The 21,860-nt window shown below is 72.2% G+C and carries 18 protein-coding genes; 15 read left to right on the top strand and 3 right to left on the bottom strand.

What is annotated here, in order from left to right; translation table 11 throughout:
• The first annotated feature begins 131 nt into the window (after nucleotides 1-131).
• Both MFF06_RS22750 and MFF06_RS06230 read left to right on the top strand, forming a co-directional pair.
• A complete protein-coding gene (locus MFF06_RS22750; RefSeq protein WP_306421653.1) occupies nucleotides 132-686 on the top strand; it encodes a hypothetical protein in 555 nt (184 codons plus the stop codon).
• A gap of 188 nt (nucleotides 687-874) precedes the next feature.
• Nucleotides 875-1,810 carry a DMT family transporter gene (locus MFF06_RS06230; RefSeq protein ID WP_238202155.1) on the top strand — a complete coding sequence of 312 codons (936 nt, stop codon included), beginning with the start codon at nucleotides 875-877 and terminating at the stop codon, nucleotides 1,808-1,810.
• A gap of 113 nt (nucleotides 1,811-1,923) precedes the next feature.
• Here the strand turns inward: MFF06_RS06230 and MFF06_RS06225 are convergent, their stop codons facing one another.
• A complete protein-coding gene (locus MFF06_RS06225) occupies nucleotides 1,924-2,211 on the bottom strand; it encodes a hypothetical protein (RefSeq protein ID WP_238202154.1) in 288 nt (95 codons plus the stop codon).
• A 355-nt stretch (nucleotides 2,212-2,566) separates the two neighbouring features.
• Here MFF06_RS06225 and ileS point away from each other — a divergent pair, with 355 nt between their 5' ends.
• The 7 genes from ileS to MFF06_RS06190 all read left to right on the top strand — a co-directional run bounded on the left by ileS (nucleotide 2,567) and on the right by MFF06_RS06190 (nucleotide 12,173).
• On the top strand, nucleotides 2,567-5,551 hold the full coding sequence (gene ileS, locus MFF06_RS06220; RefSeq protein ID WP_238202153.1) for an isoleucine--tRNA ligase: 2,985 nt from the start codon (nucleotides 2,567-2,569) through the stop codon (nucleotides 5,549-5,551).
• Between the two features lie 118 nt (nucleotides 5,552-5,669).
• Nucleotides 5,670-6,185 (top strand): signal peptidase II, encoded by a 516-nt coding sequence (gene lspA, locus MFF06_RS06215; protein ID WP_238202152.1) that lies wholly within the window; start codon nucleotides 5,670-5,672, stop codon nucleotides 6,183-6,185.
• A 160-nt stretch (nucleotides 6,186-6,345) separates the two neighbouring features.
• A complete protein-coding gene (locus tag MFF06_RS06210; RefSeq protein WP_238202151.1) occupies nucleotides 6,346-7,014 on the top strand; it encodes a hypothetical protein in 669 nt (222 codons plus the stop codon).
• A 313-nt stretch (nucleotides 7,015-7,327) separates the two neighbouring features.
• A complete protein-coding gene (locus tag MFF06_RS06205) occupies nucleotides 7,328-8,737 on the top strand; it encodes a M16 family metallopeptidase (protein WP_370876641.1) in 1,410 nt (469 codons plus the stop codon).
• Between the two features lie 55 nt (nucleotides 8,738-8,792).
• Complete coding sequence (locus MFF06_RS06200; RefSeq protein ID WP_238202150.1) at nucleotides 8,793-10,088, top strand: M16 family metallopeptidase; 1,296 nt, start codon at nucleotides 8,793-8,795, stop codon at nucleotides 10,086-10,088.
• Between the two features lie 230 nt (nucleotides 10,089-10,318).
• Nucleotides 10,319-11,263, top strand: a complete 945-nt coding sequence (locus MFF06_RS06195; RefSeq protein WP_238202149.1) for a ring-cleaving dioxygenase — start codon at nucleotides 10,319-10,321, stop codon at nucleotides 11,261-11,263.
• A gap of 136 nt (nucleotides 11,264-11,399) precedes the next feature.
• Nucleotides 11,400-12,173: a ferredoxin--NADP reductase gene (locus tag MFF06_RS06190; protein WP_238202148.1), complete on the top strand. Its 774-nt coding sequence runs from the start codon at nucleotides 11,400-11,402 to the stop codon at nucleotides 12,171-12,173.
• A 107-nt stretch (nucleotides 12,174-12,280) separates the two neighbouring features.
• Here MFF06_RS06190 and MFF06_RS06185 read toward each other — a convergent pair whose 3' ends face one another.
• Nucleotides 12,281-15,757: a hypothetical protein gene (locus MFF06_RS06185; protein ID WP_238202147.1), complete on the bottom strand. Its 3,477-nt coding sequence runs from the start codon at nucleotides 15,755-15,757 to the stop codon at nucleotides 12,281-12,283.
• 180 nt (nucleotides 15,758-15,937) lie between these two features.
• Here MFF06_RS06185 and MFF06_RS06180 point away from each other — a divergent pair, with 180 nt between their 5' ends.
• The 4 genes from MFF06_RS06180 to MFF06_RS06165 all read left to right on the top strand — a co-directional run bounded on the left by MFF06_RS06180 (nucleotide 15,938) and on the right by MFF06_RS06165 (nucleotide 19,085).
• Entirely contained in the window at nucleotides 15,938-16,405 is a 468-nt protein-coding gene (locus MFF06_RS06180; RefSeq protein ID WP_238202146.1) for a peroxiredoxin, read from the top strand.
• A 117-nt stretch (nucleotides 16,406-16,522) separates the two neighbouring features.
• Complete coding sequence (locus MFF06_RS06175) at nucleotides 16,523-17,707, top strand: M23 family metallopeptidase (RefSeq protein ID WP_238202145.1); 1,185 nt, start codon at nucleotides 16,523-16,525, stop codon at nucleotides 17,705-17,707.
• Between the two features lie 120 nt (nucleotides 17,708-17,827).
• Entirely contained in the window at nucleotides 17,828-18,169 is a 342-nt protein-coding gene (locus MFF06_RS06170) for a hypothetical protein (protein ID WP_238202144.1), read from the top strand.
• Between the two features lie 49 nt (nucleotides 18,170-18,218).
• Nucleotides 18,219-19,085: a DUF1206 domain-containing protein gene (locus MFF06_RS06165; protein WP_238202143.1), complete on the top strand. Its 867-nt coding sequence runs from the start codon at nucleotides 18,219-18,221 to the stop codon at nucleotides 19,083-19,085.
• A gap of 116 nt (nucleotides 19,086-19,201) precedes the next feature.
• On the opposite strand, the gene MFF06_RS06160 is transcribed toward MFF06_RS06165, so the two are convergent.
• Entirely contained in the window at nucleotides 19,202-19,630 is a 429-nt protein-coding gene (locus MFF06_RS06160; protein WP_238202142.1) for an RNA polymerase subunit sigma-70, read from the bottom strand.
• Between the two features lie 213 nt (nucleotides 19,631-19,843).
• Between MFF06_RS06160 and MFF06_RS06155 the strand changes: the two genes are divergently transcribed.
• Both MFF06_RS06155 and MFF06_RS06150 read left to right on the top strand, forming a co-directional pair.
• On the top strand, nucleotides 19,844-20,875 hold the full coding sequence (locus tag MFF06_RS06155; protein WP_238202141.1) for an MraY family glycosyltransferase: 1,032 nt from the start codon (nucleotides 19,844-19,846) through the stop codon (nucleotides 20,873-20,875).
• The gene (locus tag MFF06_RS06150) at nucleotides 20,872-21,789 is read left to right on the top strand and encodes an NAD-dependent epimerase/dehydratase family protein (RefSeq protein ID WP_238202140.1); all 918 of its coding nucleotides are present in this window, start codon (nucleotides 20,872-20,874) and stop codon (nucleotides 21,787-21,789) included. Before MFF06_RS06155 ends, MFF06_RS06150 begins: the two co-directional genes overlap by 4 nt.
• Nucleotides 21,790-21,860: the final 71 nt, after the last annotated feature.

Here is a 21,860-nt window from a genome sequence, read left to right as displayed (position 1 = left end):
AGCTGCGGCCTGTCCCGAAGCGGGGCAGGGCTCGGGCAGGCCGGTTCCCGCTTCATTCACGCAAACCTGCAACTGTGCAGTAAGGCCGGGGATCCGGCCCCGCGTGATTTGAGTTTTTTCGGGTTCCACACATGCGTGCCCTGCTCACTAGCGGGATCAAGGCGATCCTGGCCATTGCCGCCCTCTCCACCGCCGCGCATTGGGCGCTGCGACTCCAGCGTGAGCCGGGCACGTCGGTGCGGCCGGTCCTCGCCAGCGTCGCCGAGCCGGAGACCACGGGCTCCGTGGCGCCGCGCCGGATGGACGCCGCCCCGGCGTCCACGGTCCAGCAGGCGGCGGCGATGCCGTCCGAACCGGTGCGGGCCGCGCCCTCTCTCGACCAGTCGGGCCTCTCCGCGCTGATCGCCGGGGCCGCCGCGACGGCCAAGCCCAAGCCGGCCGCGACGGCGGCCAAGCCGGTCGCCAAGATCGCTATTCCCGCCAAGGTCGCAGGTCCCGCCAAGGTGGCCGTCGCCGCCAAGGTCGCCGTCTCCGCGAAGCCTGCGGACGCAGCCAAGGCGTCCCCGGCGAAGGGCCCGGCGACCGCGAAGGTGGCGGCCGCCAAGCCGACGCCGCCGAAGCCGGTTCCGACCAAGGTTGCGGCCCTGGAGAAGGCCGACGCCGGGGCCAAGGTCGCCAAGCACTGAGGGGCGCCAAGTCGGGCTCGCCTGGCGGTCCCGGAACCGGAACAGGTTAACGCCCGCTCAACGGGCGGCGGTCGCCACCCACGGCCACCGCATGGTTCGGTTGCGTCGCGGCCCCTATCTTGGCCGTGCCGGACCGGTCACGATGGCGTCCAGCCTCGCGGGTTTCCGCCCCCCTCCGAACCGCTCCGATGGCCCCGATCGCCACCACCGTGCCCACCGACGCGACCAGGCCCGAGGCCGGTGCGGCCGATGCTGCGCGCCGCCGCCGCCTCTTCGGCATCGCTCTCATGTGCGGGGCGGTGGCGTTCTTCGCGGGGCTCGATGCCTGCGCCAAGACCCTGGCGCGGGCCGGGGTCGATCCGCTGGTGACCACCTTCATGCGCTACGCCGCCAGCGTCGCCATGATCTCCCTGTTCGTGAACCCCGTGCGGACCCCGAGCGTGGTGCGCAGCCGCCGCCTCGGCCTGCAGATCGTGCGCTCCCTGCTGCTCTTCGCCTCGACGGCGCTGAACTTCGTCGCCCTGCGCTACCTGCAGATGGCCGAGACGATCTCCATCCAGTTCGCCGCGCCGCTCACCGTCGCGCTGCTGGCCGGCCCGCTCCTCGGGGAGTGGTCGTCCCGGGCCCGCCTCTTGGCGATCGGCGTCGGCTTCGTCGGCGTGCTGGTGATCGTGCAGCCGGGCGTCGGCGCCGTGCATCCGGCGACGCTGCTCTGCGTCGGCAACGTGATCGTCTACGCCTTCTACGCGATCATCACGCGCAAGCTCGCGGCCTACGATTCGACCGCGACCACGATGTTCTACACCGGCCTCGCCGGCGTCGCGCTGATGGCGCCGCTCCTGCCCTGGATCTGGACCAGCCCGGCCGACTGGCACCACTGGGTTCTGCTGCTGGCGGTGGCCCTGTTCGGCACGCTGGGCCACTGGCTGCTGGTGATGGCCCATGCCCGTGCCCCGGCGAACGTGCTGGCGCCGTTCATCTACACCCAGCTCCTGTGGTCGGTGACGCTGGGTTTCCTGCTCTTCGGCGACCTGCCGGGCCGCTGGACCATCCTCGGCGCGATGATCGTCGTCGGCTCCGGCCTGTATCTCCTGGCCCAGGACACCCTCCGCCGGGAGGCATAATCCCGGGGATTCCCAAGGGCGTCACGCCCTTGGGTGGGGTGTCGGGGCGAGGCCCCGACCGCAGGGCCCTGCCCTGCACCCGCCAGAGGGCTCGCCCTCTGGATACCCCGTTCTCAGCGGTGGTGCCGGCGGTGCGTCCGGCGGTAGCCCTTCCGGGAGCGCATGTCGGTGCGGTAGGCGCGGCGGCCCGGATCGATCCCGAGTGCGCCGTTGACGGTGCCGACCGCGCCGCCCACGGCTCCGCCGACCACGCCGCCGATGGGGCCGCCGACGCGATCGCCCTCGGCCGCGCCGCGCTGCACGCCGCCGACGAGGCCCTGGGCCGAGGCGGGCAGGGCCAGGGTGAGGGATCCGGCGGCCAGCGCCGCGGCGAGAAGGGCCGTCTTGAGGGTGTGGGTCATGGGGGTTCCTCCGGAAGCGTAGCCGGTGGCCGGCTCACCCTGCGAACGGCCAATTCCACTTTTCGTTGCACGCGTCCGGTGCAAGGCCGGGGGATGAAACGGCCCGCCTCCTTCGTGCGGGGCAGGATGGGCCGCCCGCCCTCCCCGCTGGAAACCGCCGGGGGCTGCTGCTAGAGAGGCGCGATGCACGCGTTCCGCATTTCGCGCTCCGCCCGGAGCGCCCGGCGAATTACGAGCCCGGTCGCCGCCTGAGGGCCCGCACGCGTCCGCGCGGCCGGGCCCCGCGGCAGGCCGGGATCCGACAAACCCGCCCGCCGGCCCGCGCCGGCCAGAACGCCCGACCTTGCGAGACCCGATGACCACCCCCGACACGAACGCGCCCGCCGCGCAGGCCCGCGACTATTCCAAGACCCTGTTCCTGCCGAGCACCGAGTTTCCGATGCGCGCCGGGCTCCCGACCCGCGAGCCGCTGCTCTTGGAGCGCTGGGCCCGGACCGGCCTCTATGAAAAGATCCGGCAGGCGGCGGCGGGGCGGCCGAAATTCGTGCTGCACGACGGCCCGCCCTACGCCAACGGCAACATCCACATCGGCACGGCGCTGAACAAGATCCTGAAGGACGTGATCGTCCGCAGCCAGGGGGCTCTGGGCAAGGACGCCAACTACGTCCCCGGCTGGGACTGCCACGGCCTGCCGATCGAGTGGAAGATCGAGGAGCAGTACCGCGCCAAGGGTCGCAACAAGGACGACGTGCCGGTGATCGAGTTCCGGCAGGAATGCCGGACGTTTGCCGCCCACTGGCTCGACGTGCAGCGCGAGGAGTTCAAGCGGCTCGGCGTCACCGGCGACTGGGACCATCCCTACGCCACCATGGCCTTCCCGGCCGAGGCCGCCATCGCCGACGAACTCATGAAGTTCGCCGTCACCGGCCAGCTCTACCGCGGCTCGAAGCCGGTGATGTGGTCGGTGGTGGAGAAGACGGCGCTCGCCGAGGCCGAGGTCGAGTACGAGGAGCACGTCTCCGATACGATCTTTTGTGCGTTTCCGATCACGCAGGGCGGTGAGGCGCTCCAGGGTGCCCGCGTCGTGATCTGGACCACGACGCCCTGGACGATGCCCGGCAACCGGGCCGTCGCCTACTCCAAGAAGATCTCCTACGGCCTGTACGAGGTCACCGGCGCACCGGAGGACAACTGGGCCAAGCCCGGCGAAACCTACATCCTGGCCGACTCCCTCGCGGCGACGGTGTTCAAGGCGGCCCGCGTCGAGGCCTACGAGCGCGTCGGGGACGTCACCGCCGAGACGCTGGCGGGCCTGACCCTCGCCCATCCCCTGGCGGGTCTCGGCTACGCGTTCGACGTTCCGCTGCTCGACGGCGATCACGTCACCGACGAATCCGGCACCGGCTTCGTCCACACGGCGCCGAGCCACGGCCGCGAGGATTTCGAGCTCTGGATGGCCTCGGGCCGCCGGCTGGCCGAGCGCGGCATCGACACGACGATCCCCTACACGGTGGATGCCGACGGCACGCTCACCAAGGCGGCGCCGGGCTTCACGGGGCGCCGCGTCTACACGGAGAAGGGCGAGAAGGGCGACGCCAACAAGGCGGTGATCGCCGCGCTCACCGAGGCGGGGGCGCTGGTCGCCCGCGGGGTGCTGCGCCACCAGTACCCGCATTCCTGGCGCTCGAAGAAGCCGGTGATCTTCCGCAACACGCCGCAATGGTTCATCGCCATGGACCGGCCGGTGGATTCGCTCGGCAACCGGACGCTCCGCGAGGTCGCCACGCAGGCGATCAACGACACGCAATGGGTGCCGCCACAGGGCAAGAACCGCATCGACGGCATGGTCGGCAACCGGCCGGACTGGGTGGTCTCGCGCCAGCGCGCCTGGGGCGTGCCGATCACCGTGTTCGTCCATAAGGAGACCGGCGAGGTGCTGAGGGACGGGGCCGTCAACGCCCGCATCCACGATGCCTTCGCCGCCGAGGGGGCGGATGCGTGGTTCGCGCCCGACGCGGCCTCCCGCTTCCTCGCCCCGGAGCACGACCCGGCCGCCTACGAGCAGGTGATGGACGTGCTCGACGTGTGGTTCGATTCGGGCTCGACCCACGCCTTCGTGCTGGACGATCCGGAACAGTTTCCCGGCCTGTCGGGCGTGACGCGCGTCCGCGACGGCGGCCAGGACAAGGTGATGTACCTCGAAGGCTCGGACCAGCACCGCGGCTGGTTCCAGTCCTCCCTGCTCGAATCCGCCGGCACCCGCGGCCGGGCGCCCTACGACGTGGTGCTGACCCACGGCTTCGTCCTCGACGGCAAGGGCCTGAAGATGTCGAAGTCGAAGGGCAACGTCGTCGCGCCGCAGAGCGTCATCAAGGATTCGGGCGCCGACATCCTGCGCCTGTGGGTGGCGGCCTCCGACTATACCGACGACCTGCGCATCGGCCCGGAGATCATCAAGACGTTTGCGGAGACCTACCGCAAGCTGCGCAACTCCCTGCGCTGGATGTTGGGTTCTCTCGCCCACCGGGTGCCGAACGACGACGTCGAGTTCCACAACATGCCGGAGCTGGAGCGGTTCATCCTGCACCGGCTGGCCGAGCTCGACGGCGAGATCCGCGAGGCCTACGCCACCTACGACACCAAGCGGGTCGTGGCGCTGCTCAACGGGTTCATGACCGGCGACCTGTCGTCCTTCTACTTCGACGTGCGCAAGGACGCGCTCTACTGCGATCCGATCTCCTCGGTGACGCGGCGGGCCGCCCTGCAGGTGATCGACGAGACCTTCCGCCGGGTGGTGGTCTGGCTCGCCCCGGTCCTGGCCTTCACGGCGGAGGAGGCGTGGCTCGACCGGTACTCCTCCGAGGACGGCTCGGTCCATCTCCAGACCCTGCCCGAGACGCCCTCCTCCTGGCGCGATGAAGCGCTGGCGGCCAAGTGGCAGAAGATCCGGCGTGTTCGCCGGGTGGTGACGGGCGCGCTGGAGATCGAGCGTGCGGCCAAGCGCATCGGCGCGAGCCTGGAGGCGGCACCGGTGGTGCACATCGCCGACGCGGACCTGCGCGTGGCGGTGGAATCGCTGGGGCTTACCGCCTTCGCGGATACCTGCATCACCTCCGCGATCACGGTGAGCGAGGGCGACGGCCCAGCCGAGGCCTTCCGCCTCGACGAGGTGCGCGGCGTCGCGGTGGTGCCCACCCCGGCCGAGGGGCGCAAATGCGCCCGCTCCTGGCGGGTCACCCCCGAAGTCGGCGCCGACGCGGAGTTCCCCGACGTCACCCCCCGCGACGCCCAGGCCCTACGGGAATGGGATGCGGCGCATCCGGAGGCGAGCGCCGCGTGAGGATAAACGGTCAAGGTGATGGACTCCCCCCCTCTCCCCGCTTGCGGGGAGAGGGGGGCGCCGACGACGGGGTCGTCGCGGCCCTCTCCCCGCAAGCGAGGAGAGGGAATTCTCACCCATGACCCCCGCCCGCGCCGGCCTCCTGGCCCTCCTCCTCACCCTCGTCCTCGATCAGGCCTCGAAGCTCTGGCTCTATCTCGGCACGGACCTCGTGCTGACGCAGCCCTGGCGATACGGCCCCAACCTCGACCTCGTGGTGGTGTGGAACCGGGGCGTGTCCTACGGGATGTTCCAGCAGGACAGTCCGCTCGGCCGCTGGCTGCTGGTGGGGCTCTCCCTCGTGGCGGCGCTGGGCCTCGGCTGGTGGATGACGCGGGCCCCCACGCGCCTGCTGGGCACGGCGCTCGGACTCGTCGTCGGCGGGGCGCTGGGCAACGCCATCGACCGGACCGTGTACGGGGCGGTGTTCGACTTCGTGCACCTCCATGCGGGCGCATGGTCCTGGTACGTGTTCAACATCGCCGACGCGGCGATCGTGGCCGGGGTGATCGGCCTGATACTCGATTCCTTCCGCCCGGCGGCCAAGGCCCCATCCCCAGCCGGGGAGCGGGACGGGGCCGCGCCGCGCCCGTGATCCGCGCTACACACAGGCCCCGTCCGCCGGGGGGGCTGGTCCGGCGTGGCCAAGACGCCATACGATCGCCGGAAACCGGCGTCACGCCGGACCCTGTCCGATCAGGCCGCGTGGGCGGCCGTCGTCCCGCCGGTTCCCGCCCGGCCACCCGTGAGGCAGCATGAGCGCGCACCGCAGGCTTCGACTCCTCCCTGTCCTGGCCCTCTCGCCCCTCGTCGTCCTGGCGGCAGCCGCTCCGGCCGAGGCTCAGCAGGGCGAGATCATGCGCGACGCGCTTTCGGGCATCGGCCTCCTGGAGAAGCAGCAGGCCCCGATCGACTACCACGAGCGGGCGCCGCTGGTGATGCCGCCCAAGCTCGACGGCAAGGCCCTGCCGCCGCCGCGGGCCCGGACCAAGAGTGCCGCTTGGCCGAAGGATCCCGAGATCGTCGCCGCTGACCGCGAGCGCGAGGCCGACGAGCGCCGGGCGAACAAGGGCAACCAGGTTCAGGGCCGCTACAACGACAACAACGCCACGGTCTCCGTCGATGAGATGCGCGGCGGCCGCCGGGCCGGGGCTAACCTCACCACCACCGCCGAGGACAAGCCCGGCGACAACGCCCGCCGCTCCTCGTGGCTCGATCCGCTGGAGCTGTTCAAGGGCAAGGGCGAGGAGGCCGCGCCCGCGAGCGTCGAACCGCCGCGGGAGAGCCTCACCGAGCCGCCCACCGGATACCGCAAGGCGCCGAAGCGGGTCGTGAACACCTCGAACGAGCCGGTCAAGAGCGCCAACGCCGACCGTGAGGAGGCCGATCCGGGCACGTACCTGCGGTCCCAGCAGCGGCGCTGAGGCGCGCAGGCCTGCGCGCGGGGACGGGGCCCGCCGGCAGGGCATGACGTGACAACGACTTAGGTCGTCCCCATTTGCCATGCGGTCCGGCATGGTTCTAGATCGAGGCCCCGTCGGCGCGCTCCGGGCCGGATGCGCGTCCCGCGGGCGGGATTCATGAGGGCTGCGGCGACCCGGGGACGAGGGACGGCGCATCGCACTCGACACTTGTCCAGGCACGGCTCTTGCCGCGCCCGGACCGGGAAAGCCCCGAAGTCCGATCCCCCCGCGCGGGCCGGATCGCCGAGGCTGGGGCTGACGAAGGACACGCGGTATGCATCGGTTCAGGACGGCGACGCCCACCCTTTCCCCCCGGATGCGGGAGGCGCGCTACGAGGCGACCGCCGGCCGGGGAGAGGCCGCTCCCTTCGGGCGCTCCGAGGCCGGTGGCCCGGAGGTCTCGTCCTTCACCCTCGACAATGCCCTCGACGTGGTGGTGGTGCCCGATCACCGGGCGCCCGTGGCGACCCACATGATCTGGTACCGCAACGGGTCGGCGGACGATCCGATCGGCCAGTCCGGCATCGCGCACTTCCTCGAGCACCTGATGTTCAAGGGCACCGAGAAGCACCCGGTGGGCGCCTTCTCGAAGGCGGTGTCCGGCCTCGGCGGCCAGGAGAACGCGTTCACGAGCTACGACTACACCGCCTACTTCCAGCGCGTCGCCCGCGACCATCTCGGCACGATGATGGGCTTCGAGGCGGACCGGATGCACGGCCTCGTCCTCGACGACGCGGTGGTGGCGCCCGAGCGCGACGTGGTGCTGGAGGAGCGCCGGATGCGGGTCGAGACCGACCCCTCCGCCCAGCTCTCGGAGGCCATGGCCGCCTCCCTCTTCGTCCACCACCCCTACGGCATCCCGATCATCGGCTGGATGCACGAGATCGAGTCCCTCGACCGCACCCACGCCCTCGACTACTACAACCGCTTCTACACGCCGGAGAACGCGATCCTGGTGGTCGCCGGCGACGTCACGCCCGACGAGGTCCGGCGGCTCGCCGAGGATACCTACGGCCGCGTGCCGTCCCGGGGTGCCCGCCCCGAGCGCCGCCGCCCCCGGGAGCCCGAGCCGAAGGCCCTCCGGCGCATCGCGGTGGCCGACCCGAAGGTCGAGCAGCCGACGCTCCAGCGCCTCTACCTCGCCCCGTCCTGCATCACCGCCCGCGACGGCGGTTGCCACGACCTCGAACTCCTGGCCGAGGTGCTCGGCGGCGGCTCGACCTCCTACCTCTACCGCAAGCTGGTGCTGGAGCAGGGCATCGCCGTGAATGCCGGCGCGTGGTACATGGGCTCGGCCATCGACGACACCCGCTTCTCGGTCTACGCCATCCCCGCCGAGGGGGTGAGCCTGGAGCAGCTGGAGGCGGCCCTCGACAAGGCGCTCGCCCGCGCCTCCTCCGAGGCCCTGTCCGCCGACGCGATCGAGCGGGCCAAGACCCGCCTCGTGGCCGAGACGGTCTACTCCTCCGACAGCCAGACCTCGCTGGCCCGCATCTACGGCTCGGCGCTGGCCATCGGCGAGTCCATCGAGGATGTGCGCCGCTGGCCCATCGACATCGAGGCGGTGTCGCAGGAGCGCCTGAAGGCGGCCTGCGAGCGCTGGCTCACCCCCGCCCGCTCGGTCACCGGCTACCTCACCAAGGCCCGGGACCCCGACGCCCCGGTCGCGATGGCCGCCGAGTAGGTCCCTGCGGACCGCTCGCCCCGCCCGCGCCGAAACGAGAACAGACGAGGCCGCTATGAACTCTGCCGTGAGCCTGGCCGAGACCGACCCACAGACCGTCACGAGCCCGGCGACGGCGTTGCCCGTCGTGGCCGTGCCCGGCGTCGAGGCGTGGCACGTGGAGTCCCACGTGGTGCCGATGATCGCCCTGTCCTTCACCTTCGAGGGCGGCGCCGCCCAGGATCCCGAGGGGAAGGCCGGCTGCGCCCAGATGCTCGCCCGCCTGCTCGACGAGGGCGCGGGCGACCTGACCTCCGACGCCTTCCAGGAGCGCCTCGCGGCGCGGGCGATCGAACTGTCCTTCCACGCCGGGCCGGATGCCGTCGGCGGCTCGCTCAAGATGCTCCTGAAGCATGCCGACGAGGCGATCGACCTCCTCGCCCTGGCGCTGGCCAAGCCCCGTCTCGACCCCGACGCCATCGAGCGCGTGCGGGCGCAGGTGATCGCCGGGCTGCGCTACCAGCAGAACGATCCGGGCGTGATGGCCTCCCGGCGCTTCTTCAAGGAAGCCTATGCCGGCCACCCCTACGCCCGGCCCTCTTCGGGCACGATCGAGAGCGTTGCCGCCATCACCCGCGACGACCTCGTCGCCATGCACGCCCGGATCGTCGGGCGGGGCCGGATCAAGGTCGCGGCGGTGGGCGCCATCGGCGCCGAGGCCCTGGCGGAGGCCCTCACCCGGGCCTTCGGCGCCCTGCCCGAGGCCGGTGCGCTGAAGGCCGTGCCGCGCACCGAGATCCAGGCGCTGGGCCAGCGGATCGTGGTCGATCTCGACGTGCCGCAATCGGTGATCCGCTTCGGCATGGCGGGCGTGCCCTGGCGCGATCCGGACTTCATCCCCGCCTATGTCCTCAACCACATCCTCGGCGGCGGCGCCTTCACCTCCCGCCTGTTCCAGGAGGTGCGCGAGAAGCGCGGCCTCGCCTACTCGGTGGGCACCTCGATGGTCAGCCACCGCGCGGCGGCGATGATCTGGGGCTACACCGCCACCAAGAACGAGCGCGTGGGCGAGGCCCTGTCGGTGATCGGCGACGAGATCGGCCGCCTCATCGCGGAAGGCCCGTCCGACGAGGAGCTGCAGAAGGCCAAGGACTACCTCACCGGCTCCTACGCGCTCGGCTTCGACACCTCGACCAAGATCGCCCACCAGTTGGTGCAGATCGCCTTCGAGGACCTGGGGATGGACTACATCGCCCGCCGCAACGCCATGGTGGAGGCCGTGACCCAGGCCGACATCCGCCGCGCCGCCGCCCGCACCTTCGCCGACGGCAAGATGCTCATCGTCGCGGCCGGGCGGCCGGTGGGGCTCTGAGTTACCAGGGGCGGGCCGTCACGAGACGAAGCAGCGCCACACGCCTTTTCCGTCATTGCGAGCGACACCGAAGCAATCCAGGTCAGCGCCACGGTCGAAGACGGCCCGCATCCCCAGATGGTTTCGATCCCGCTCGCCATGACGGGTGGCACTCTCCGCACACCAGCCCTGCACTCGCAACCCTGGCGGCTCTGCCTACCTGAGGGGTATCCCAGGACAGGCCCGAGACCATGCAACTCACCGGCATCCATCACCTGACGGCGGTCACCGCCCGCGCCGCGGAGAACCTCGCGTTCTACACCCGCGTGCTCGGCCTGCGCCTCGTGAAGAAGACGGTGAACCAGGACGACGTCTCGGCCTACCACCTCTTCTACGCCGACGGGCTCGCGAGCCCTGGCAGCGACATCACCTTCTTCGATTGGCCGGCGGCCCCCGAGCGGCGCGGCGCCAACAGCATCAGCCTCACCCACCTGCGGGTGGCGGGCGGGCTGGAGGCGTGGTGCGAGCGTCTGGATCGCGCCGGCGTGCGCCGGGGCGAGCCGGAGACCCGTGACGGGCGGGCGACCCTCGCCTTCGAGGATCCGGAGGGCCAGCGCCTCGCCCTCGTCGACGACGGTGGCGCGGGCGAAGCGCACCCGTGGGACCGCTCGCCGGTGCCGGCGGCGGAGCAGATCCGCGGTCTCGGACCGATCCGCCTGTCCGTCCCGCAGCCCGAGCGCACCGCCGCCGTGCTGAGCGAGGTGCTCGGGATGCGCCGGGAGCGCGCCTTCGACGCGCCGGAGGGACGGATCGAGGTTTTCGCGATGGGGCCCGGCGGACCGGCGGCGGAGATCCAGCTCCACGCCGACGCCTCGGCCCCGGCGCGGGCCGGTGCGGGCGGCGTGCATCATGTGGCCTTCCGCATCCCGGATGCCGATTACGGAGCCTGGGCCGAGCGGCTGCGCAGCCGCCGGATGCCGTCGAGCGGCCCCGTCGACCGCTACTATTTCCGCAGCCTCTATTTTCGCGAGCCGAACGGCATCCTGTTCGAGATCGCGACCGACGGCCCCGGCTTCGCCTCCGACGAGCCATTGGAGACCCTGGGCGAGCGCCTCGCCCTGCCGCCCTTCCTCGAACCGCGCCGGGCGGAGATCGAGGCGGGACTAAAGCCGCTGGGGATCGCCGGGGAAATTTAAGAAATTCGAACGATTCCAGGGCCTTCCTTTCCGGGTGGGTGTGGCGCTGCGCGCCTTGACGCGTATGCCGCAGCGCGGGAAAAGCCGCCCCAATCGAGTCGATATCCCATCCGAGCCTGTGGGGACTGATGCTGCGATGAGCAAGTTTTACGAAGAACGGGTGCTGTCGGTGCACCACTGGACCGACAACCTGTTCTCGTTCCGCACGACCCGCGACCCCGCCTTCCGCTTCCGTAACGGCGAGTTCACGATGATCGGCCTGGAGGTCGAGGGGCGGCCGCTGCTGCGCGCCTACTCGGTGGTCTCGGCCAACTACGAGGACGAGCTGGAGTTCTTCTCGATCAAGGTCCAGGACGGGCCGCTGACGAGCAAGCTCCAGCACCTGAAGGTCGGCGACCCGATCATCGTCGGCAAGAAGCCCACCGGCACCCTGGTGCTCGACAACCTCATGCCGGGCCGGCACCTCTACCTCCTCGGCACGGGCACGGGGCTCGCCCCCTTCCTGTCGATCATCAAGGATCCCGAGACCTACGACCGCTTCGAGAAGGTCGTGCTGGTCCACGGCTGTCGGCAGGTTCAGGAACTTGCCTACGGTGAGACGATCACCCGGGACCTGCCGAACCACGAGTTCCTGGGCGAGATGATCTCGAACCAGCTGATCTACTATCCCACCGTGACCCGCGAGCCCTTCCGCAACCGTGGCCGGATCACCGACCTGATGGTCTCCGGCAAGCTGTTCGAGGATATCGGCCTGCCGCCGATGGCCATCGAGGCCGACCGCTTCATGCTCTGCGGCTCGCCGGACATGATCCGCGACACCCGTGAGTTGCTGACGAGCCGCGGCTACGAAGAGGGCAACCACGGCGAGGCCGGCCACTACGTGATCGAGAAGGCCTTCGTCGAGAAGTAAGGGGTGTCCAGAGGGCAGGGCCCTCTGGCGGGTGCAGGGCGGAGCCCCGCGTCTCCCAGGGGCGTCGCCCCTGGACCCCTCCCAAGGACTCGTCCTTGGGGATCCCGTTACCGGGTGCGCGGGGCCGGTTGGTTCTGTGATCCTTCCGCGAAGGGGCCGCCGCCGGCGCTGAAGAGCTTGCGCAGGAAGCCCGGCGCGATGGCCGAGAGCGGGTTCACCGTCACGTCCGGGTTCGTCAGGCGGCCCGAGACCCGGAAGTTCACCGCGAACAGCCCCTCGTTGTTGCCGCCGCCGAGCAGCGGGCCGACGATGGGCAATTGCGCGGCGACGTTGTTCAGGCCGTAGAGCGGCACGAAGGTGCCGTTGATGTCGGTGCGCTCCTTCGCGGGATCGAGCCAGCCCGAGAGGGTGAAGCCCAGCGCCGGGTTCGAGATCGCCGCGTCGGTGAAATCCACCCGGCTGCCGCTACGCACGAAGTTCGCCCGCATCCGGTCGAAGGTGACCGAGCCGGTCGCCTGCCCCGCGGCCGCCGCGCCCTTGCGGCCCTTCGGCGCCTCCTCGGCGGGTTCCGCCGGACCCTGCGCCATGATGCTCGACAGGGCCGGTTCGTTGCGCAGGACGAAGTCGCGGATGTGGACCACGCCCGCCTGGGGCCCGTCGTTGAGGTTGATCCCGGCCGCCAGCGAGCCGCCATACATGCGCCGGTAGATGTCCACGAACCGGAGCGTCGCGCCCGCGTCGGCGGATTCGACGCTGAGCGTCGGGACGCCACGTTCGCCGCGCGACACGCTCGCGGCCAGCGGCGCGCTGCGGAAGCGGCCGGAGATCGTGGCGGCCCTCAGGTCGTGCCCGCGCAGGGAGAGCTTGAGGCTGGCGTTGGTCAGCGCCTCGTCGTTGAAGCCCGTGATGATCGGCACCTGGATGTCGGCATCGATGTCCTTCGGGTTCGCCTCCTTGCCGCCCTTCCCGTCCGGGCCGGTGAGCGACTTGAGGAAGGGGCGGGCATCCACCACCGCGCCGCGGACCACCACCTTGTAGCCGCCGCCAGTCCTGTCGAGGGTCACCCGCAGGTCGTCCCCCGGCGAGAGCTTGACGTTCGTCAGCTCCGCCCGTTCGAGGCCCCCCTCCCCGATCACCGCGCTGCCCCGGGCGGTGACCGCGCCGGCATCCAGGGCGATGTCCCGGAGGTCGTATCCGCCGTCCCGTCCGCCCTCACGCTCGGTGAGGGTGAAGGTGAGCTTGCCCGGCTTGCCGGCCGCCTTGGTGAAGCCCGGCAGCAGCCCGTCGATCCCCGCCCTGGCGAGGTCGGCCTCGATCCGCACCGGCGGCTTGCCGGCGCCTGGCTTGCCCACCGCGATCACCGCCCGCACGGGGATCGTGCCGGAGAGTTGCGGCGCGGTCGGCAGGCCCTTCCGGGCCCGCAGGGCGTCGTCGAGGGCGAGCGAGACGATCGCCTCGCCCGGTGCGCCGACCTTGGGCTGGTGCATGTCGACGGTGAGGGGCGCCCCGCCCACCCGTCCGTCGCCCTTCAGCGCGAAGCTGCCCTTGTCGTAGGACACGGCGAACCGGCCCGCCTCCAGCCGGTCCTTGCCGACCACCTTGTCGACGGAGAGGTCCGCGAGGGTCCCGGTCAGGGTGATCGGGATGTCGGGCAGGTCGGGGATGTGCTTGAGGTCGAGGGGGAAATCCACCCGCAGGTCGGCGGTGCCCTTGATCGTCGCCGGATCGAGATCGACGCTCACCAGCCCCTTGAAGAGCTTGGAGGACAGGACGCTCGCCAGCCCGTCCGCCCCGCCCGAGAGGCGCAGGCCGATCTGCGCCACCACATGGTCCGGGGCCGATTGGGGAATCACGAAGCTGCCGTCCGTGAGGGCGAGGCTGCGCCCGTCCGGACCCTTCACCTCCGCCGTGACCCCCCGCACCGTCGTGGTCCGCCCGGTGATCAGGCCGGTGACGCTGCCCTTCACCACGGGCGGCGCCTCGGAGGAGACGTCGATCGCCGCGTTCGAGATCTTGAAGGCGATGGCGAGGCCCTTGTCGGGCAGCGGCGCGCCCTTGGTCGCTTCCGCGATCTCGCTGCCGGTCATGACGACCTTCATGTCGGCCGAGTCGACCCGGCCGCCGCGCAACTGGTCCACGAGGTAGTAGCGCACGCCCGGCGCGATGTGCTCCGGCCACAGGCGCAGGAAGGTGCGCACCTCGCCCTCGCTCGCCTGGATGCGCAGGTTGATGCCGCCGTCGTCGGCCTCGGTGCCGATCGTGCCGGTGATGTGACCCTTCACGCCGGGGCCGCTGAGGGCGAAATCGTCCAGCACGATGCCGCCGTTGCGCCCCGTGAGATGCGTGTCCAGGGTGTCGAGGCGGACCGGCACGTCCTTGGGCGTGGCCCCGCGCAGGAGGCCGTTGCGGCCGGAGAGGCTCGCCGTCCAGGCGGTGTCCGAGCCGGCGGGGGACTGCGCCCAGGAGCCCGTCAGGTGCAGGGCGTTGCCGCCGCCGGCGTAGTCGAGGCCCGTCAGCGCCATGGTGCGGGCGGTCTCGTCCCAGCTGAGCGTCGCCGTCAGGTCGTCGATCGTGACCGGGTTGAAGTCCTTCTCCTCGATCAGGAACATCCCGTCGCCGGTACGGACCCTGGCGGTCATGCCCGTGACCCGCCCGTTGACGAGGCCCACGTCGGCGCTGGCCGAGAGCTTCAGGTCCGTGCTGAACGGCAGGGCCGATTGGCCCGTGAGCAGCAACAGGTCGGTGAGGGGGAGGTCGTCGAGGGTGATGCGGCCCGAGCGGGCGCCCTCGCCGTTCTCGTGCAGGCTGCCGCCGAAGCGCCACTCCCCGTGCGGCCCGTCGAGGCGGAGCTCGAAGCTCCGCAGGCCGGTGACGGGATCCCGGCCGAACAGGCCGTTCACCCGGGCGAAGACCGCCCGCTCGCGCCCGTCCTCGTCGATCAGCCGCATCTTCGCGTCGGTGATCCGGGCGCGGTCGAGGGCGCCGACCACGCCGCCGGGATCGAGCACCACGCCGAAGATCGAGGCCAGCGCCGCCGAGAGGGGGGAGACGTTGCCCCGCGCCGCATCCACGCTCGGCGGCGTGTGCGGCTCCACCAGGACGGCCGGGGCGTCGGGCGCCTGGGTCGCCTCGGAGGCGGCGAAGGCGATGGAGCCGTCCTTGTGGACGAGGGCGGTGGTCTGCGTGTCGCGGAACTCGATGGAGCGCGGCTTCAGGCTGAAATGCAGGAGCCCCCAGAGGTCGAGGCTCACCAGGGCGAGCGGGGCGCGCACCACCAGGGCGCCCTGCGGGTTGCGGATGTCGAGCCCGGTGAAGCGGAGCGCCAGGGTGTTCTCACGGTCGAGTTCGAGGCTCGAGCCGCGGATGGCGATGGACCAGCCGGGGCCGATCCGCTCCGCCACCGCCTGGGCGACGCGGGCGGAGAGCCCGTCGATCCGCATCGGCCCGTTGGACAGGCGGATCGCCGCGACGCCGAGGACGCCGCCGAGGACGACCACCGTCGCGAGCAACCCGCACAGGCAGCGCCAGCCCCAGCGCCGCCTGGCGCTGCCCACCCGGCGCTCCGTGATCTTCAGGTCCGCCATCGAGCGCCTTGGTCCGGGTGTTCTCGTCCGCTGGTGCCCATGCGGACGGGATGTCCGACATGCGGTGAATCGGGGCGCGGCCCGCCTTTACAGCGGCGGCGCACCGGGCTTGGCTGTGGGCGCGGCGGCGCCGCGATCGGCGCTCACCCACACCATCAATCGGCCGAAAGGAAGGCACGCATGACCCTGCGCGAAGGCGAACCCGCCCCCGATTTCGATCTCCCGACCTCCGCGGAGGGGCGCGTCAGCCTCGCCGCCCTCAAGGGGTTCAAGGTAGTATTGTATTTCTACCCGAAAGACGACACCAGCGGTTGTACTCTGGAGGCACAGAACTTTAACACGCTTCTCGCCGAATTTGCAGAAACGGAGGCTAAAATCGTCGGCGTTTCGCCGGATCCTGTGAAAAGCCACGATAAGTTCTGCGGAAAGTACGGCCTGTCCTTTCCTCTCGCCTCCGACGAGGGCAAGACGGTGCTGGGCCGTTACGGCGTGTGGGTGGAGAAGAGCATGTACGGCCGCAAGTACATGGGCGTGGAGCGCACGACCGTCCTGATCGACCGCGAGGGCCGGATCGCGCGGGTCTGGCCCAAGGTGAAGGTGCCCGGCCACGCCGAGGAGGTCCTGGACGCCGCCCGCGCCCTCCCCTGACGGGCTGTCGCAGGCGCCGTCCCGCCCGAGTCTGTCCCGATCGAGGCCGCCCGGCGCAGGCAGGGAAACTTAACCTTACTGCGCTCCAATAGAAGTCTCGAAGGGCGGTCCCCCGTGATGACTGAAGCCAACCTCCCGCAGCACCCGGCCGGCGCCTTCCGGCACCCCCGGTCCTGGCTTGCGGCGGGCCTGGGCGTCAGCCTGGCCTGGGCCGGCACGGCGACCTACCTCGTCCTCTTCCACGATCAGGCCCTCTCCCGGATCCTCGCCGGGCAGATGGCCATGCGCAACGCCTACGAGGCGCGGATCGCGGGGCTGCGGGACCGGATCGACGGGGCGGCGACCGAGCGGACCGAATCCGCCTCCGCCCTGACCGCCCGCCTGGAGAACGCCCTCGCGCGGCAGGCCGAGCTGGAGCGGCGGCAGGCGGCCCTGGCGGGCCTGGTGAACGCCGCCGACGCGCCGTCGGCGGCCACGGCCGGCTTCCGCGATCCCCTCGCCGGCTACGGCCTGCGCGAGATGCAGCCCGTGGCGCCCGCTCCCGGCCGCCGCGGCGCCCTCGACGGCGCGGACCCCGCGGACGGTCTCGGCCGCCTCGAGGCGCGCCTCGCCGGGCTGGAGGCCGCGCAGGGCTCCGCCCTCGGCCGGATCGCGGCGGGCGCCCAGACGGGCATCGCCCGGCTGCGCTCCGTCGTCGTCCAGGCGGGCCTCGATCCGGCGCGGCTCCTGCCGACGACGGCCGGCGCCCGCGTCGGCGGCCCCCTCGTGGCGCTCGATGCCACGGCGCTGGCCCGGCAGGGTTTCGACGGCGGCCTCGCCGTGGCGGGCCGTCTCGTTGGGGACCGGCAGCAGTTCAAGCGCCTCGTGGCCGACCTGCCCCTGAGGCAGCCGTTGGCGGGCGCGCTCTCCGTGTCGAGCACCTTCGGCCCCCGCCTCGACCCCTTCACCCGTGGCCTCGCGCTCCATACCGGCATCGACCTGAAAGGCGAGTACGGTGAGCTGGCGCGGGCGACGGCGCCGGGCGTCGTCACCGAGGCCGAGTGGTCCGGCGGCTACGGCAACATGGTGGAGATCGATCACGGGCACGGTCTCGTCACGCGATTCGGCCACCTGTCCCGCATCGCCGTCCGCCCCGGCCAGCGAATCGCTGCGGGCGACCCCGTGGGCACGGTGGGCTCCACCGGCCGCTCGACGGGCACCCACCTGCATTACGAGACCCGGATCGACGGGGAACCCGTGGACCCCCAGCGCTTCCTCGATGCCGGACGCGCCCTCCCCGGCCTGGGGATGGCCGGGGGCTGACCGGCCGGGACGCGGCCGGGCGACCGAGGGCGCCGGAAACCGATCCGGGGAACTCGACGGCGGCCCCGCGATGCGCGACACCTGGGGGCAGAGCACATCCATTCCGCGAGCCGTCTGCCCTTGCCCCATTTCGAAGATTTCTACGCCGCCAAGCTCCGGGGTTCGCTGGGCGTCACCGACGCCGAGTCGGTGCTGGACCTGCGCGGCGCCAACCGGGCGACGGCCGAGGCGTCGCTGCGGGACATGCTGGAGCGCAGCCGCTTCGCCAAGGGCAAGACCGTCGCCGTGCGGCTCGATCCGCCGCCCGAGGGGGGCGGGGAGACCCTGTTCCAGCCGGCCGGGCGCCTGCTCCTCGACGCCAAGCGCCGGGGCCTCGTCGAGCGCCTGCAGACCTTGCCCGCCCAGGACGGGCTCGGCTTCTATGTCGCCCTCTGCGGGCGGGTCGAGCGCGCCGGCGGCTGAACGGAACGGCCGCGCCGCGCGTTGAGCGCGTATCTCCGGTTCTCAGGCCATGCCGTTGTCCCTGTCCGCCTCCCCCCTTCCCGGCGGGCGCAACACCGTCGAGCGTCTTGCCCGGTACGGCTACGGCGCGCGGGGCGTCGTCTACGGCCTCGTCGGAATCCTCGCCCTCCTCGCGGCCTTCGGCGGCGGGCGGCCCGGCGACAGCCACGATGCCCTCCGCACGGTTCTCGTCGGCCCCTTCGGCGCCCCCCTCGTCGGCCTCATCGCCCTCGGCCTCCTGGCCTTCGCCCTGTGGCGGGCCGTGGAGGCCATCACCGATGCCGACCGCCGGGGGACCTCCCTGAAGGGCCTCGCCACCCGGGGCGCCCACCTCGTAAGCGGCGTGCTCTATCTCGGCCTGGCCGGGACGGCGGCCTCCCTCTGCCTCGGCCTCGGCCTGTCCGGCGGGGACGGGATGCACGACGGCACCGCGTGGCTCCTGCGCAAGCCGATGGGCCGCTGGCTCGTGGCGCTGGCGGGCCTCGCCGTGGCCGGGGCGGCGGTGGCCTACCTCCTGCGGGCGTGGAAGGGCGACACCACCAAGCGCCTCGCCCTCGATGCGGAGGCGCGGCGGCGCTGGGCGGAGCCCACCGGGCGGTTCGGCTACGCCGCCAGGGGGCTCGCCTTCCTCATCCTCGGGGGCTTCCTGGCGGCGGCGGCGTGGCACCAGAGTTCGGCGGAGGCCAAGGGGCTCGGCGACGCCTTCGTGCTGCTGCGCGCCCAGCCCTACGGCACGGCCCTGCTCGCCCTGGTGGCCGCGGGCCACGCGGCCTTCGGCGCCTTCGGCCTGATCCAGGCCCGCTACCGCCACATCGACGCCCCCGACGTCGATCGGATCGACGACGAGGCCGTGGCTGCCGCGAAGAGCCTGGGGTAATCAAGGTTTCCAAAGGACTAGTCCTCTGGTGCGGTCCAAGGGCGATGCCCCTGGGTACGGCAGGTCGCTGCCCTACACCCGCCAGAGGGCCCGGCCCTCCGGACACCCTGATTCGATCAGAGGTCGCCCAGCGCGAGCTGGCCCTGGTTGCGGGGCTTCTTCGGGGCGGCAGCCTTGAGGGGCTTGGCGGCGGGCTTGCGCGCCCTCGGCTCGCCGCGCAGGCGGGCCACGGCCCGGTCGCGGGCGACGGCCTCCGGCGCGTGCGGATCGTCGGTGAGCCACTTGCCGCGCTTGATCACCTCGTTGACCCGGCCCTGGTTCACGCCGACCTTGAAGGCGATCTCCTGCTGGGTCATGCCGGTGGAGCCGTGGAGCTCCAGAATCTGCCGGGCGAGGTCCGGCGTCATCTTCTGGCCGGTGAGGCGGCGGGCGGGCTTGACCGTGCGGGTCGCGCGGTCGCGCTCGCGCAGGCGCTCCAGCAGCGCCAGCGCCATGTTCATGCCGTGCTCGCGCAGGGCCTCTTCGAATTCCTTGAGGGTCGCCATCGGCGCCGTCCTCCGCCGCCCGCCCGTTCCAGGGAGAGAACGTGCCGGGAACGGCGAGGTTGCGCAAGCGAGGCCGTGGCGCGGCGGCGCAGGCGGCGGCCGCACGGGCCAGTCATCCACCGCTAAACGCCCCGGCCCTGGCCTCCGGGCGCTCCCCGGTCTACTCACGGGGCCGCCCGCCCGAGGAAAGAGTGGGGCGGCGAGCGCGAGAGCATGACGACCGCCTGGATCCCCCTCCTCGCCGTGCCCCTGTCCGCCGCCCTGTCGGCGGGGCTCGTCCTCCGGCTGATGCCGCTCCTGCGGCGCTACGCGCTGGCCCGCCCGAACACCCGCTCCAGCCACGTCGTGCCGACGCCCCAGGGTGGCGGGATCGCGGTGGTGACGGCGCTCGTCACCGTCTCGGGTCTGCTGGCGGGCGCCCCCGAGATCGGCCCACGGGACGCCTGGACCTGGCTCGCGGGCGGCACCCTGGCGCTCGCCGCCCTCGGCGCCGTGGACGACCTGCGCCCGCTGCCCGCCCTGCCCCGGCTGGCCGTGCAACTCCTCGTCGTCGGCCTGCTGGTCTCCCGCCTCGACGGGCGGATCGTGCCGGAAATCCCCCTCTGGCTGGAGCGGGGGCTGGCGACGCTCGCCGGCCTGTGGTTCGTGAACCTGACGAACTTCATGGACGGGCTCGACTGGATGACGGTCGCGGAGATCGTCCCCGTCTCCGCCGCCCTGGTGCTGCTCGGCCTCGCGGGCGCCCTGCCCCTCCTGCCGACCCTGGTCGCCGCCGCCCTCCTCGGGGCGATGCTCGGCTTCGCGCCCTTCAACCGGCCGGTGGCGGGGCTCTTCCTCGGGGATGTCGGCTCCCTGCCGATCGGCCTCGTGACCGCGTGGCTCCTGTGCCAGCTCGCGCTGGCGGGCGGCCTCGCGGCGGCGATCCTGCTGCCGCTGGTCTACCTCGCCGACGCGAGCTTGACGCTCGCCGCCCGGGCCGCCCGGCGCGAGCGGGTCTGGGAGGCCCATCGCGGCCACTTCTACCAGCGCGCGACGGTGAACGGGCTGACGGTGACGGGCGTCGTCGGGCGGGTCTTCCTCGTGAATGCCGCCCTCGCCGTCCTCGCCGCGGCCACGGTGCTGCGCCCGTCCTGGCCGGTCTCCCTGGCTGCCCTGGCCCTCGGCGGGCTTCTCGTGGCGGGATTGCTGCGTCGCTTCGCCCGGCCGCCCTCCCCCGTGGCCGGACTGACCGGAGAGAGCCGATGACGGGTCTGGTGGCGCTCACCGGGTCGACCGGATTCATCGGGCGGCACCTGCTGGCCGCCCTCACCGCCCGGGGCTACCGGGTGCGGGTGCTCCTGCGCCGGCCGGTGGAGGTGCCGCCCGGCGCGGCGAGCGCGGTGGTGGGCGACCTCACCCGGCCGATCAACATGGCCGCCGCCCTCGCGGACGTGGACGCGGTGGTCCATTCCGCCGGGCTCGCCCACGCCATGTCCGGCGCGCCGGAGGACGATTACCGCACCCTCAACACCCAGGCGACGGCCCGCCTCGCGGAGGCCGCCGAGCGGGCGCGGGTGCGCCGCTTCGTGTTCCTGTCCTCGATCCGCGCCCAGACAGGGGCGACCGCGCCGGGTGTCGTGACCGAGGCGGACGCACCCCGCCCCACTGACGCCTACGGCCGCTCGAAGCGCGAGGCCGAGGAGGCGCTCGCCGCGACGGGGCTCGACTGGGCGGCCCTGCGGCCGGTCCTGGTCTACGGGCCAGGGGCGAAGGGCAACCTGGAGGCGCTCCTCAAGCTCGCCCGCTCCCCCGCGCCGCTGCCCCTCGGCGGCCTGCGGGCCACGCGCTCGCTGATCTCCCTGGAGAGCCTGTCGGCCGCCGTGGACGTGCTCCTGCGGGCGCCGGGGCCGCTCAAGGCCCCCTTCATCGCCGCCGACCCGGATCCGCTGACCTTGGCCGAGATGATCGCGGCCCTGCGCTCCGGCCTCGGGCGCGGGCCGGGGCTTCTCCCCGTGCCGGAAGCCCTGCTCGGCCTCGCCTGCCGCCTCACCGGCCGCCAGGAGCTGTTCGAGCGGGTGGCGGGTGGCCTCGTCGCCCGCGCCGACGGGCTCGTTGCCCTGGGGTGGCGTCCCGCCATGCCGACGCGGGAGGGCTTGGCGCGGCTGGCCTCCCAGTCCTGACCGACGCCTCCGTCATCGCGAACGCAGTGAAGCGACCCAGGGCAGCGGGACGGCTCAGGACGTGGCGGATC

This window comes from Methylobacterium aerolatum, from assembly GCF_022179085.1.
GTDB classification, from domain to species: Bacteria; Pseudomonadota; Alphaproteobacteria; order Rhizobiales; family Beijerinckiaceae; genus Methylobacterium; species Methylobacterium aerolatum.
The sequence above is the reverse complement of the archived record's forward strand: the minus strand, read 5'-3'. Positions and strand labels throughout refer to the sequence as shown.